Genomic DNA, 15,299 nt, shown 5'->3' with positions numbered 1-15,299 from the left:
AGGTAATATCATAACCCAATGATATGTAGACGCTTATTCCATAATCAAATATTTATTTAATCTATTTTCTGTTTAGTCTTTCATTCTTTGCTACTTTAGATAATAGAAAAATAAAAAATGCGGCTTTATCTTTTATGGAGAAAAGACAATGGGTTTGGACAATATTTCTATTTCTAAAAAACTATCAATATCACCAGCCGTTCTGATCGCCATCTTGATCGCTGTTGCAGTGGTAAGCTCGAATTTGCTAAATGGATTGTCACAAGATATGAATAAAATTTCTTTTGATTTAGCACCAGATACTGAGCTAGCAGCAGAAGTTACAGATAGTGTTTATGGACTGCGATTAACCGTTAAGAACTTTATTAAGACGGGGAAACCTGAGTTCGTTGAAAAATTCAACAAGCAGGGGGCTCTATGGACTGAAGATATGACTCGCTCATACAAGGAGATTCAAAATCCTGAACGAGTGAAAATGTTGAAATCGATTGATGAGATGAAAGCAACTTACATGTCTACCTTTACTGGAACGGTTGTCTCAAACATGAACAGCCGCAACGAATTGGTGAATGGGACATTAAATGCGAATGGTCCGCAAATCGAACGCAAGTTAACACAAGTTATGGACTCAGCAAAACGCGATGGGGATGTCGTTGCGGCATACCATGCAGGTAGAGCGATACGTGCACTTTTACTTTCACGCCTTTACGTATCGAAGTTTTTGGTAGAAAACCAACCAGCTCAAGTTGAACGCTTTAATAAAGAGTTCAATGCATCCGAAAAAGAAATTGATACTCTACTGGGTACATTAGAAAACCCAGAAAGACGTCAATTAACGACTGAAGCAAAACAGTTGCTCAATCAATATGAAATAGCTGCAAACAGTGTTGTAACCATGATTTACGACCGAAATGCAGGTATCAAAACATTGGATACCGTGGGCCCTAAAATCGCTACGGCGATTGCGGAGTTACGTGCATCAATCAGTGCGTCAATGCGTGAAGCTGCTAATAATGCTAAAGCGAATACTGAAACGTCTACCTCATTCCTATTTATGATTGTGGGTATTGCGATTATCGTTGGTATCTTTGTTTCCTTCTTTGTCACAAAAGCCATCACGAGTAAAATCCAGTCTACTAATGATGTGTTAAGTGATATTGCCCAAGGTGAGGGTGACCTGACCATTCGCATCCCAGTTGCTGGTACCGATGAACTTGCTAAGCTGGCGACAAATTACAATACCTTCGCAGAGAAACTTCAGAAGACAGTGGGTCAATTAAATACTGCGTCTTCTAGCATGCTCTCTTCAGCACAGGAACTTACGGTTAAAGCCAGCGGCACTCAACAAGAAGTTCGCGAGCAGCAATCTCAGGCGCAACTTGCAGCTTCTGCAATGACTGAAATGTCTGCCAGTGCGCAAGAAGTGAGTAACAGTGCACTGCAAGCTGCTGAATTGTCTCAATCGACAGCCGATGCGGCAACACAAGGTACTCAAGTTGTTGTGAACGCAGCAACCGCCATGCAAAGCTTGTCTCAGCAAATATCTGATGCCAGTGACACGGTAGAGCAAGTTCGCTCTGACAGTGAACAAATTGGTACGGTACTGGATGTTATTCGAAGTATCGCAGAACAAACTAACTTATTGGCATTGAACGCGGCGATTGAGGCAGCACGTGCCGGTGAACAAGGGCGTGGGTTTGCGGTCGTAGCTGATGAAGTTCGCTCATTGGCTTCGAGAACTCAGGAATCAACAGAGGAAATTCAAAATATCATCGTTAGCTTGCAGCAGCGCTCAGAAAGCGCTAGCCAAGCAATGACGAAGAGCCGTTCTAACGCTGAAGAAACCGCAGCACAAGTGCAGTCAGCCGAAGAAGCGTTAACGTCAATTGATGGATTTATTGCTCAAATCAACGACTCGATTGGATTGATTTCAAGTGCGGCGGGTCAACAGGCAACTGCAGCGGATGAAGTTGCCATCAACGTGAATACCATGTCCGATATCTCAGACAAAACAATGTCTCAATCTATTGAGACTACTGAGTCTGCTGAAAGCTTGAACCAAGTCGGTAACCAAGTGAGCAAGATACTCGGTCAGTTCCGAGTATAATGGAAATAGAGTAGTTCTCCATAATCGAACTCTCTACAAAGTAGCTGTGTTCGTATATAAACAAGAGCGAGACCGTTTACACGGCTCGCTCTTTTTTATGGTTACGTTACAATTATGGTTACGATATTAGTTTTAGCCCGTAAAGCAGACAAGGCGCGCAGCTAAGAGGACGTATAATTATTGAAGCTTATAAAACACCGTCGATAACGGTGGAATGCTTAACAATAAAGAGTCATCTAAACCTTCGCTAACAACACGTTCAGTTTCTGCCGACTCATAAACTTTAAAGCCACTGCCGCTGTAACCAACATCATCCGTATTCAAAAGCAGCGTGTACGTTCCGCGGTTTGGCACACCTAATCGGAAACGTTCATGAGGCACAGGTGTAAAATTACTGATTATGAGTATACGATCACCATTCTCAGCAATACGCTCGTGAGCCAATACACTCGCTTCTTTCGCATCTTGCAAGCGCCACTCAAACCCATTCGGGTGACTGTCTTGATCGTGTAATGCTTTTTCATTGCGATACAGGAAATTTAAATCACGTGTGAGATCTCGAACGCCTTGATGGCGCTCAAAATCAAGTAAAAACCACTGCAATTGATCATCGTGATTCCACTCCGCGGTCTGACCAAACTCCGCGCCCATAAAGTTCAACTTCTTACCCGGTTGAGCATACATGTACCCCATGTAAGCTCTCAGGTTAGCGGTTTGCTGCCATTCATCACCGGGCATCTTGTTATGGATTGAACCTTTGCCATAAACCACTTCATCATGAGAAAGCGACAATACATAGTTCTCACTGTGCGCGTACACAAGTGGGAAGGTGATGGTATCGTGATGGAATTTTCGATGGACGGGATCTTCTTTTATATAAGAAAGGCTGTCGTGCATCCAACCCATATTCCATTTAAACCCAAAGCCAAGCCCTCCCATAAAGGTTGGCGCAGATACACCAGGAAATGCCGTTGACTCTTCAGCGATGGTCATCGCGTTCGGGAAGTGGCGGTAGACTTCTTCATTCATCCATTTAAGAGTAGCAATAGCTTCGTAGTTCTCGTTTCCTCCATCAATGTTTGGCACCCATTGATCGTGGCTGCGAGAGTAATCTAAGTAGATCATTGAAGCGACGGCATCCACTCGAATTCCATCAATGTGAAACTGTTCAAACCAATACAGAGCATTCGAAACTAAGAAGCGTCGTACATGCTCTTGCCCCATATCATAGATAAATGAGTTCCAATCCTGGTGCCAACCTCGGCGTGGATCGGGGTCGTGGAAAAGTGGCGTACCATCAAAGTTTGCCAACCCATGGTCGTCCGATGGGAAGTGCGCAGGCACCCAATCGAGTATCACGCCAATTTCCGCCTGATGGCACTGATCAACAAAATACTTAAAGTCATCTGGCGATCCAAAACGACTCGTCGGCGCAAACAAGCCAACAGGTTGATAACCCCAAGAACCGTAAAATGGGTGTTCTGAAACGGGCATCAATTCAACATGGGTGTACCCCAAGTCTTTAAGATAGGGTATGAGTTGCTCGGCTAATTCTCGGTAATTGAGGAAATCACCGTATTCATTGCGTTTCCACGACCCGGCATGCAGCTCGTAAAAAGAAAGAGCTTCTTTGCGCTTTTCTGTTACTGGTCGCTCTTGCCATGCGCCGTCTGCCCAGTCGTATCGCTGGTGATTGTACGTCAGTGAAGCAAACGAAGGATGTTGTTCTGAATGAAATCCCCATGGATCGGCTTTGTGGGGTAAACCTTCACCGTCTGGCCCTTTCATTTCAAACTTGTATTGAGTGCCTTCCGGTAGATCGGGAACAAACAATCCCCAAATTCCATAATCCAATTTTTGCAATGGGTTTCTACGCCCATCCCAATGGTTAAATGCCCCAATAATACTGACCGCTGAAGCATGTGGGGCATACACTAAAAATCGCGTACCACTCACCTTTTTACTACCACGGTTCATGGTAACGAATTGCGCTCCCATCTGTTGGTACATTTGCTTGGGGGTGTGCAAGTCATCGTATTCGGCGTAGAGCCCATGATATTGGTACGGGTCATCAACAATCTGCTCTGTGCCCGACCAATCGATAGCCAAGCGGTAATGAATGTGTGTTAAATCTAGATCACCTTTTAGAATGAATCCGCTCGCTTCTTCTCTTTCGAGATCGAGGCGAGTATTGTCGTCTAATACCAACTGAACATTGTCTGCACCCGGAATCCAGATTCTTAACGCAATACCATTTTCTTGACTATATGGACCAAGAAAAGAAAATGGATCGGAAAATGCAGCTTGAGAAAGTTGGGCATAGGCGCGTTTAGGTTGTCTTTTTTTATTCAATGCCTTGTCCCCTAAGAACGTTGTTAGCTAATTAATAATTATTGAAATATTTGAGGTTTGATCTGCATAAGCAGAATCCGAGCCCTGCATTGGTTAACCTTAAACCAATGCAGGTTTTATAAATGAGAGTGTGATAGAAAGTGGCAGATTATTAGATAAAAACATTATCCAACAAAGGGTTAACCAATAGGCAATTCTATCTTCAACTTAGTTTATCATCTCAATGTTAAAATGAAATCACTTGCATAAAAGGATTAAGCTCGACTTTTCCTAAGCGCTGTTAGTTGCTCGGCTAGGCTGTGAATATTGTCGTTCGAGAAAATGTTATCCAAATTAACTGAAAGCTTTCGGCGCCAGTTGGGGTATTCATCAACAGTACCAGGAATGTTGACTGGGTTATCCATCTCTAGCCAATCTTCTAGTTGCACGCTAAACAACGCGCTGTTGCCAGCAGCTAAATGCAACTGAAGTGCTTCACTTAAATGTCTATCCATTGGAACGGTTGCAGCATCCCGACCGATGCCTTCTGGTAGATACCCATGCCAAGAAACGCTGTTCAGGATCTCTTGCTTGCTTCTTAATCTGTCGTCAAACAGCTTATTTAACTGATCTTCATCCGGATACAGCCCCAGTTCTTGCCCGAGCTTTAAGTCGTCACAATGCCAAAAGCCTTTCAAGGTCGGCATATCGTGCGTACAAAGGGCCGACATAGACTGCTGAGAATAATGCTCTGGAGAGTAATAGCCACCATCTTCGGCAACTTCAAAAAAGAACACTTTGTAGGAATGAATACCAGCGTCGGAAAGTAATTCGACAATTTCATCCGGTACTGTACCCAAGTCTTCACCAATTACCGAACATTTGTGACGATGGCTTTCAAGTGCCAGTAATGCAAGTAGCTCTTTTACTGGATAGTAAATGTAAGCACCTTCAGACGCACTCTTGCCCTTTGGCACCCACCAAAGACGAAGTAAACCTAAGACGTGATCAATTCGCAATGCTCCGCAGTGATTCATGTTCGCTCGAATCAAATCGATAAATGGCTTGTATGACCTTGCTTGCAGTTCTTGAGGATTGAGTGGTGGTAAACCCCAGTTTTGGCCAAGTGGCCCTAGAATATCTGGTGGCGCACCAATGCTCACATCCTGACATAGTTCTCCAGTATCCGCCCATGTTTCCGAGCCGGCATCCGAAACCCCAACCGCTAGATCTCTGTACAATCCTATCTGCATGCCTTTTTCTTCGGCCAATAGCTGAGCTTCTTGGATCTGACCATCCGCAATCCATTGCAAATACAGGTATAGCTGAATGGCATCTTCCTCATCGACAATAAACTTGCGCACCGATGGGCTATGATATTTTTGGTACTTTTCAGGGAATACCGGCCAGCCCCAAATGTCGTCATATTGCTCGCGCAGGTGGGCATGTAATGCATCGAATGTCGCTTGTTGCAGCAAGCTTTGCCCGCCATTGTCAACGAACTGCATGAACTCCGATGCTCTATCAGTGTTGTTGTCTAAATGGCGACGTTTGAATTCTTGGTAGAGTGTCGGGAGTACACTCATTTTCAGAGCAGAGACTTCACTGTAGTTCACCCAATGGGATTCTCGAGCTTGGTCTAAACGCTGTTGAAACTCTGAACTGCCCACGCGAGCCTGTGCTTCACTGCTCAGTGCAAATTCAGGGACGGAACTTACATCGATATACAGTATATTTAACCAACGACGAGATGAGGGGCTGTAAGGGCTTGCGCCTTCTGGATTCGCAGGAAATAAAGAATGAATTGGATTGAGCCCAATGAAGTCCCCTCCCCTTTCTGCTACTTCTCCAACAAGTTGCTTTAAGTCTCCAAAGTCACCTATACCCCAGTTATGAGATGTGCGCAGTGTGTATAACTGAATACTTGGTCCCCACATTTTTTCATCGCACAACAGGGGTTCTTGTTTGTAGCAACTTTTTGGGGCGATTACTAACGTCATTTCATAAGGCGCTTTTCGACGCTTACGCGTTAATGTGAGCTTGTGGTACCCCCAAGGAAGGTTATTAGGCAATGAAAACGTAAGTGGTCCACCAGCTTTGCGGCGATCGCTCACTATCTGAGATTGTAAGTACCCTTCAAGTACATCCCCTTCTTCAGTCTCTAAACGCCAACTGAATTCGCTTTCACGTGCGCTCGCCCCAAGGTACAAGTCTACATTCACATCTTCATCATCCGTCAGCACCAGAATAGACTGTAAAACGGGCTTCTTGTGCTTCTTCTCAGCAGATTTGAGCAGGGCTTTATCATTCGAAACGTCGTAACCTAGCGACGACAGTAAATACTCGACAGTTACGGTGGAGACATCCGTTTCATCTCCCATTGCATTAATGTAGTGGTCCGAAATGTTTGCCATAGAAGCGACGCGTTTTATTGCTTCCGGTGTGGTCTTACTTACTTCTTTCATATCGATCTCCGAAGGTCGACGTTATCTACCTTCCTGTATTTCTGCAGCAAAAGCAGGGGATTGCCTTAACCAACTCACCCACTTTTGCTATCAGAACTAGCCAACTGAGCCCTTATTCTCGATCTAAGGGCGTTTTACGTATTACTGACGCTTAACCGCTTTCAGTTTCCAAATATTGTTCACGTAGTCGCGGATGCTTCTATCTGAGCTAAATTTGCCAACCAAAGCAGTATTGATAATGGCTTTTCTCGCCCAGCCTTGTTGGTCTCTGTACTGAGTATCCATATCTTCATGTGCTTTAACATAAGACGCAAAATCAGCCAGAACCAGATATGGGTCTCCCCCATCTAACAAGCTCTCGTAGGTAGCGGCTAAGCGGCCAGGTTCACCTGGTGTGAATTCTTCACCAAGAAGAAGATCGAGCGATGCTTTCAGTAGGTGATCGGCATGGTAATAGTCATACGGGTTATAGCCTTTCTCTCGTAAGGCCGTCACTTCATCCACTTCTAGACCGAAGATGTAAATGTTGTCGTCTCCGACTTCTTCTCGAATCTCGACGTTTGCACCATCCATGGTTCCAATAGTCAGAGCGCCATTGAGCGCGAGTTTCATGTTACCTGTACCGGATGCTTCTTTGCCTGCCGTAGAGATTTGCTCTGATACATCCGCAGCAGGAATAATGATTTCAGCCATACTGACGCGATAATCAGGCATGAACACGATTTTCAGTTTGTGATTAACGCGCTCATCGCTGTTGATTTTCTCTGCCACTTTGTTGATGGCATAAATGATTTCTTTAGCCAAGTGGTAACCTGGCGCAGCTTTAGCTGCAAAGAAAACGACACGAGGAACCATATCAAATGAAGGTTCGTTAAGTAGCCTGTGATACAGAGATAGAATGTGAAGCAAGTTTAGATGCTGACGTTTATATTCATGCAAGCGTTTGATTTGGACATCAAATATGGCATTGGTATCTAACTCAATATCCATGTTGTCTTTGACCCAATTTGCCAAGCGCTGCTTATTCCCTTGTTTCACACGCATGAAATCGGCTTGGAACTCGGTATCTGTCGAAAACGATTCGATTTTTCTCAGTTCATCTAAGTTCGCTATCCAATCCTCACCTATCTTGCTGGTAATGAGGTCAGAAAGTTCTGGATTACAAAACTTCAACCAACGTCTTGGGGTTACACCATTGGTTACGTTCTGCAATCGTTTAGGGAACATTTCATTAAATTCCGGGAACAGATCTTTCTTAACCAAAGCAGAGTGAAGTGCAGCTACTCCGTTAACAGCATAGGCTCCAACAACGCACAAATTCGCCATTCGCACCATTCGGTGTGTCCCTTCTTCAATGATGGAAAGCTTGCGCATTTTGTCGACATCACCTGGCCATTTCTCTTTCACTTCAAGAAGGAATAAGTGGTTGATTTGGTAAATGATCTCCATATGACGAGGAAGTAAACGCTGAAGCAATGCTTCGCTCCACGTTTCGAGTGCTTCTGGTAGTAACGTATGATTGGTGTAAGCAAAGGTGCTAGAGCATATCTGCCACGCTGCATCCCATTCGTAATTGTGTTCATCGATCAGAATACGCATCAGTTCAGGGATAGCGACGGTAGGGTGCGTATCGTTCAGCTGAATCGTTTCGTATTCTGGGAGTTTTTCCAGCGCGTGACCATTTTCTGTATGACGACGTAAAATATCCGCCATTGAACAACGTACATGAAAGTATTGCTGCATTAAGCGCAGCGTTTTTCCTTTTTCGTGGTTGTCATTCGGGTACAGCACTTTTGTTACGTTACCTGCATCAATTAGAGCATGCTGTGCTTCGAAATAATCACCGTTGTTAAAACTTGCTAAGCTGAATGGCGCAATGGCGCGGCATTCCCATAGCCTCAGTGGGTAAACGGTTCGACTTTGATAGCCCACAATTGGCATATCCCACGGCATTCCTTGAACAAACATGCCCGGTTTCCAGCGGCGTTTTTCTACTCCGGCATCATTCAGGTAGGTCTCGACAAACCCGTAGAACCCAGCTTGCTGAGCAAACTCTGGTCTTGCGATTTCCCACGGATAGCCTTCAACACCCGCCCACGCATCTGGCGCTTCTTTTTGATGGCATTCTTCAAATGATTGGCGAAACAATCCATATTCGTAATGAAGACCGTAGCCAACGGTTGGGTACTGTTGGGCAGCGCAAGAGTCCATAAAACACGCTGCCAAACGCCCTAAACCACCATTTCCTAAAGCTGGATCTCGTTCTTCTTCGAGAATATCCGTTAGGTTCTGACCTAATTCCTTTACGGCTTCATCGACAGATTCATACAACCCCATACTAATTAAGTTGTTGCCTGTTAATCGACCAATAAGGAATTCAAGGGATAGATAGTTAACGCTTTTGGCGTTTTTGATATTTGGATCGTTTTCGGTTTCAAGCAAGTCGAAGGTTGTAAGCTCAGCCAACGCACGACCTGTTGCTAAGTACCAAGCTCTTTCAGACGCGTTTTCAACGGTAGTTGCATAAGTTGCTGCCAAATGTTTTTTTACGGACTGTTTGAACTCTTCTTTATTAAAATTCTTTTGTTTTTCTATATTTGATTGCTTATTAGGCTTCATTTGGAATTCTCATTGTTGGTTCTCCATAACCCCAAACCACCTTATGCGATAGACTACCAAACGCAGTTGACTCTTATTAGGCAAGCCATTAACGGACGAAAACTCAGCACAAAAAGCATACTTGGGACGATAGCCAAGCGGTGAATAAGCTTTGAGAAACAAACCAGTAATATCGATTCTGGTGTTAATGCTCACAGCAAACATCGTTTTGAGTTGCACCTAACTGAACAAGTACAGCCATCGAACAAAAACCGCTTGGGTAGCATGTCTATGTTCCGCGTAATAAAGGATGAAAACATCATCCTGATTAGGGGATGAGAAGGAGGAGGAAAGAGGGCGTAGGGTTGAGAAATGCGTCAACATGGTGAGCTATCACTCAAATGTCGCACAGCATAAACGCCTAAGGTGATCAAATTCATATTTTTTTTGCAACACGAGTAATCGGGTCGGAAATACAATGACGATATTTGGGTTTTAAGCCCAGTGATGCTCGTTACTGCACCAAAAATGGGCACGACAATTTGTTAATACGTGCCTTAAATTCGTGTTTTCTTAACCTAATTTCTATTCTGACTCATAAATCAATGTGATATAAATCACACTTTTAGGGCGTAGGCGTACCCATTATTAGCCACAGATCCGGATTTAAGAGATCGATCAATGTAGGTGAGAACGGCTCCTCGTAGTATCCAATCTAGAATTCACCAATAACTAGAAGTATAACCATGTGGATCCCTTCTAAGCTCACTCGTCCTAAACGCTTGCACAACGCTATTCTCCGACCAAGAGTGTTAGAGCTCCTCAAACAAGCGCCCTTCTGCAAACTGATTTTGTTTCGTTCACCTGCTGGATATGGAAAAACTACCATGGCTGCGCAATGGCTAACTGAGCAGCCTAATGTTGGGTGGTTCAGTATTGACGATACGGACAACGAAACTTTCCGGTTTGTTAACTACTTTTTGCGAGCGCTTAATAACGCGACAGGTAACGCCTGTAAGAAGTCTCTTGCTCTGGCTGAAAAAAGACAGTTTTCTTCGCTCAAATCTTTATTCAGCGAACTCTTTTCTGAAATAAGCCAAATCACCGATACTTGCTATTTAGTACTGGATGATTATCACTGCATCATCAATGAAGAGATTCACGACGGGCTACGATTTTTCTTAAAACATTTACCTGAAAACATCACTTTAGTTGTCACTAGCCGTGCTCTTCCCCCTTTAGGCGCTGCCAACTTACGAGTTCGCGATTTGATGATCGAAGTCGATAACGAGTCGCTGGCATTTGATAAAGACGAAACCACACGTTTTTTTAACCTAAGAGTCACCGACGGTATTGATGATTCTACCGCGGACATGCTTTGCCAATACGTAGAAGGTTGGCCTTCCGCGCTTCAGCTATTTGCTTTACAGGCACAGCATCAAAAAAGGACGTTAATCCAATCCGCAGCAACCATATCGGATTTCAATCATAGCCATCTTTGGGATTACCTCGTTGAAGAGGTGTTCGACTTGTTAGATTCAGAAACAAGGCATTTTTTAATGCAATGTTCGGTATTCGATATGTTTAACGACGCACTCGCGGTTCAAGTAACAGGCAGGGATGACTCGTTAAGCATGATAGAAAACCTCAACCGATTTGGTTTGTTTATTTATCCATTAGAAGGTGAACAAAACTGGTATCGCTTCCACAATTTGTTTGGTGAATTTTTGGCGCATGAAAGACAAACTCACCTACCTAATCAAGACACCTCCCTTCATCACGCGGCAGCAAAAGCATGGCTGCATCACAAGAACTCAGATCAAGCGCTTAATCACGCCTTAAAATCGAAAGACGCTGATCTTGTGATTCATATTTTAAATGAGCACGGGTGGGCGATGTTCAACAAAGGAGAACTCGCATTATTGGAGCGTGCATTGGAGTTTTTACCTATCGACCAGCGATTCAGTCAACCAAGTTTGGCACTGTTACGGGCGTGGATAGCTCAAAGTCAGCACCAATACGACAGAGTGGGAGCATTACTGGATGAAGCAGGTAAGCAACTTGCCCTCAAAGAGTTAGAGCTGACCAATAACGACCAAGGGCAAGTAAACGCCTTATTGGCACAGGTCGCTATTAATCAAAATGAACCAGAACGTGCACAACAATTGGCAGAGCTTGCACTTAGCCAGCTCAACCCAACAACTTATCGGAGCCGTATTGTTGCTACGTCGGTCATGGGAGAAGTCAACCATGTTTTGGGTCATTTGGATCGTGCTCTGCCTTTGATGCAGCAAACAGAAAAACTGGCGCGCCAATACCAAATTGTCCCTCAAGCACTTTGGGCACTGTTGCAACAAAGCGAGATTCTGATTGCACAAGGGCTTGTACAATCAGCATACGAGGTTCAAGACAAAGCATTCCGGTTGGTGCAAGAACAGCACTTAAACCAACTTCCTCTCCATGAATTTCTGCTTCGTATTCGCGCTCAAGTACTTTGGGGATGGAACAAACTGGACGAAGCAGAAGATTGCGCATTCCGTGGTCTAGATGTTCTTGGAAAGCACGATCAAAGCAACCATCTATTTGGCTACTCTATGCTGGCTCGTATTGCCATCGGTCGTGGGGAATTGGATAAAGCTGCACGCTATGTTGAACAAATTCAGCACCTAATACAACATTCGGACTATCACATAGATTGGAGTGCCAACGCATCACTTTCACTGCTGCTGTACTGGCAAGCTAAGGGGATGCCGTCAGAAATTGAACATTGGTTAGGCACGGTTCAACGCCCCACAGCTGCGCGAAATCACTTTAGCCAACTCCAATGGCGAAACATTTGCCGTGCTTATCTCAGTTTAAATATGGTGGAGCAAGCCAAAGAAACCATGGCATTTTTGCAAAATGAAGCCATAAGTGCCTGTTTGGTCACCGATCAGAATAGAAACCTTGTATTGGAAGCCAATATTCATATCTTGATGGATGAACAAGAAAAAGCGGAAGATGCACTGGAAAAAGCAATGAAGTTAACCTTGCAAACAGGCTTTATAGGTTATTACTTAGCTGATGGAGAACGATTGCTTCCCCCCTTGAAAAGCTTGTTTGCTAAAGCCAGCGTAGGGGATATTGAAAAGCATCGTATTCAACAACTGATCAAAGAGATAAGCAACAAACATCGAAATCGCTCAGTCCATTTTGATGAACAACTGATCGAGAAATTGGTCAATCACCCTGACGTACCTGAATTGGTCAAAACCAGCCCGTTAACTCAAAGAGAATGGCAGGTTTTAGGGTTAATCTATGCTGGGTTAAGTAACGAGCAGATCTCTCATGAGCTGGATGTTGCAGGCACTACCATCAAGACTCACATTCGTAACCTGTATCAAAAATTGGCTATTGCAAATAGAAAGGAAGCAGTGGAAACTGCCGAAAACCTTCTTCACCTAATGGGTTACGTTTAGCGCGTACAGCGAGAGACCAACAGACATGGAGGTCTGATGTTAATCGAATGGCACCCCAATCGACTCTGGTACTGGGATACCACAATCCGTCACTTCGGCATAACCAACATACATAGAATGTTTGTGTTAAAAAGAGATGACGGGATGTTGATCGTAATCAACCCCGTTGAGTTAACCACTCAGTTGCAACTGTCCCTTTCTGGGATTGGCATGGTAGGTCAGGTAATAGTGTCATCACCAAGCTACCATTATGCGCTGTCGGAATGGTGGTTGGCATATTCGGACGCGTACTTTCTAGCGACTCCAACCGTCATTCAAACACGGTCTGATCTCAATTTCGACGACGCACTCTCTTCATCAACGCATCCTTTTCTTAAAGGAGAAGTATTTCAAGCGTCTATACTCGGTTCTGACCAGCCTAGGAAAGTTTTGTTCTGTGACCCAGTCAGCCGCACCCTTTTGCTACCTGACTTATTGGTTATGTCTCAACCACACCTACCCTTAAGCCAGCGGCTCTACGCGGTTCTAAATGGCGCATCTTACGTGATGAGCTTACCAATATGGAATAGAGTACAAATTAACAAGACCTCTTTATTGAGAGCCTCAGTACAAGAGGTATTAACTTGGCCAGCGGACAACATATTGTCGAGCACAGGTATAATGAAGAAAGGAGACGCGAAAGAAGCTATTTACAACGCCTACCGCTGGGCATTTAAGAATCTCTAATTTCCTATAATCCACTCGTATTTATAAGCCTCAAAGAAACCTCTTCTAGAATATAGATTTGTGATCAAAATCTAATTGTCATATTTGGCTCTTTTGAGCTATAAAACACATTTTCACTCCATATTTTGCATTTTGCAAATCCCATTTTGCAAATAGATGCAAAATGTAAAACAAAACGCATATAATATTGATTGAATTGTCAGGCGTTGCACGTGTTTTATTGACCATTCTCACATAAAGGCGGCGCAATAACCCTATTGAACACACAAGATTAATATCCTTAATTTACAACAACTTATATTAGGAAAGGTAAACAACAGGTAAAAAAATAGCCAACCGCAAAAGGCGATTGGCTTATATTTTTTGTGAACAAATCGGGTTCACTAACAACGTCAGTTGGCTAGGTGACCCTCGGCTTTAATAAGGGTCACTAGTAATAATGCAATGGGTGTGCCAACTTTCATTATTATTTTCAAATACGCTCAAATCATAGAAAAAAGAAATGCATAGCGGGTACAAAATAATGGTCATAATTCTACGTTAGAAACGCTGACCAGACCTAACACGACTGGGTTAGCTGAGTCTGTACAAGTTGTCACTTTCATTCAAAAGCATTCTATATCATAATCGCCCCACCTTTTATCGAAGAAAATGAACGACTTTAATGAATCTTTTGAAAACCTTTTTTAAAGGTATTGCAATGGGCGCGGCTGATGTCGTACCTGGTGTGTCTGGCGGCACCATCGCCTTCATCACGGGAATTTACGACACATTGTTAGAAAGTATCCGTCGTGTTAACCCATCTATTATAGGCATATGGCGAAAAGAAGGCTTTAAGGCTGCCTTTGAACACATTAACGGCTTGTTTCTTATTACTCTGTTCAGTGGGATCATCTTAAGCATTCTCACTTTAGCGAAATTAATTTCGTGGTTGCTGGTTACCCACCCTATTCCACTTTGGTCGTTCTTTTTTGGTCTGATTCTTATTTCCGTTGTCCATGTTCTTAAGCAAGTCGAAAAGAAGAATGTCGTAACAGGTCTATTTTTACTATTAGGCGTCGCGTTTGCTTACACCATCACCGTGTTAAGCCCGTTGCAGATGGCTGATACAAGCTTGAATATTTTCATCGCGGGTATGATTGCTATTTGTGCGATGATCCTTCCCGGTATCTCAGGAAGTTTTATTCTTCTTCTTTTAGGCATGTACGCGCCTATTCTAGCGGCAGCAAAAGGCTTACAAATTGATGTATTGATGCTCTTTATGCTTGGTTGTGTTGTAGGCATACTCAGCTTCTCGCATGTTCTATCGTGGCTTCTTAAGCGTTTCCGAGATTTAACGCTCACTTTCCTAACAGGTTTGATGCTTGGAACACTGCCCAAGATTTGGCCATGGAAAGAAACTATTTCATGGCGTACCAATTCAAAAGGCGAGCAGGTTCCTCTTGTACAGCACAACTTGTCGCCATTTGAATTTGAAACGGTAATTCAGCAGCCCTCTCAATTAACTCTTGCCATTATTATGATGGTCGCGGGAATTGGATTGGTTTGGGGATTGGAAAAGTTTGGTTCTCGTTCCGAGTAACCGCATCAGATAAACCCACACAGACCCTGTTC

7 protein-coding genes are annotated in these 15,299 nt (G+C 43.8%); 4 read left to right on the top strand and 3 right to left on the bottom strand.

The features are described 5' to 3' along the window. Nucleotides 1-268: 268 nt before the first annotated feature. Nucleotides 269-2,107 (top strand): methyl-accepting chemotaxis protein, encoded by a 1,839-nt coding sequence (locus VPNCDNU1_RS18650; RefSeq protein WP_237324170.1) that lies wholly within the window; start codon nt 269-271, stop codon nt 2,105-2,107. A 177-nt stretch (nt 2,108-2,284) separates the two neighbouring features. Here VPNCDNU1_RS18650 and glgB read toward each other — a convergent pair whose 3' ends face one another. From glgB to VPNCDNU1_RS18635, 3 genes are all read right to left on the bottom strand, one after another. Next, nucleotides 2,285-4,459 carry a 1,4-alpha-glucan branching protein GlgB gene (gene glgB / locus VPNCDNU1_RS18645; protein WP_104401718.1) on the bottom strand — a complete coding sequence of 725 codons (2,175 nt, stop codon included), beginning with the start codon at nt 4,457-4,459 and terminating at the stop codon, nt 2,285-2,287. A 254-nt stretch (nt 4,460-4,713) separates the two neighbouring features. Continuing rightward, nucleotides 4,714-6,903 carry a 4-alpha-glucanotransferase gene (malQ, locus tag VPNCDNU1_RS18640; RefSeq protein WP_104401717.1) on the bottom strand — a complete coding sequence of 730 codons (2,190 nt, stop codon included), beginning with the start codon at nt 6,901-6,903 and terminating at the stop codon, nt 4,714-4,716. A gap of 141 nt (nt 6,904-7,044) precedes the next feature. After that, nucleotides 7,045-9,522: a glycogen/starch/alpha-glucan phosphorylase gene (locus tag VPNCDNU1_RS18635; RefSeq protein ID WP_104401716.1), complete on the bottom strand. Its 2,478-nt coding sequence runs from the start codon at nt 9,520-9,522 to the stop codon at nt 7,045-7,047. A 725-nt stretch (nt 9,523-10,247) separates the two neighbouring features. Here VPNCDNU1_RS18635 and malT point away from each other — a divergent pair. The 3 genes from malT to VPNCDNU1_RS18615 all read left to right on the top strand — a co-directional run bounded on the left by malT (nt 10,248) and on the right by VPNCDNU1_RS18615 (nt 15,267). Next, nucleotides 10,248-12,959: an HTH-type transcriptional regulator MalT gene (gene malT, locus VPNCDNU1_RS18625; protein WP_104401714.1), complete on the top strand. Its 2,712-nt coding sequence runs from the start codon at nt 10,248-10,250 to the stop codon at nt 12,957-12,959. Nucleotides 12,960-12,995: 36 nt separating this feature from the next. After that, the gene (locus tag VPNCDNU1_RS18620) at nt 12,996-13,685 is read left to right on the top strand and encodes a hypothetical protein (protein ID WP_104401713.1); all 690 of its coding nucleotides are present in this window, start codon (nt 12,996-12,998) and stop codon (nt 13,683-13,685) included. 664 nt (nt 13,686-14,349) lie between these two features. Continuing rightward, complete coding sequence (locus VPNCDNU1_RS18615) at nt 14,350-15,267, top strand: DUF368 domain-containing protein (RefSeq protein ID WP_104401712.1); 918 nt, start codon at nt 14,350-14,352, stop codon at nt 15,265-15,267. The last annotated feature ends 32 nt before the right edge of the window (nt 15,268-15,299 follow it).

Origin of the sequence: Vibrio penaeicida, assembly GCF_002933855.1 — a bacterium.
Lineage (GTDB): Bacteria > Pseudomonadota > Gammaproteobacteria > Enterobacterales > Vibrionaceae > Vibrio > Vibrio penaeicida_A.
The sequence above is the reverse complement of the archived record's forward strand: the minus strand, read 5'-3'. Positions and strand labels throughout refer to the sequence as shown.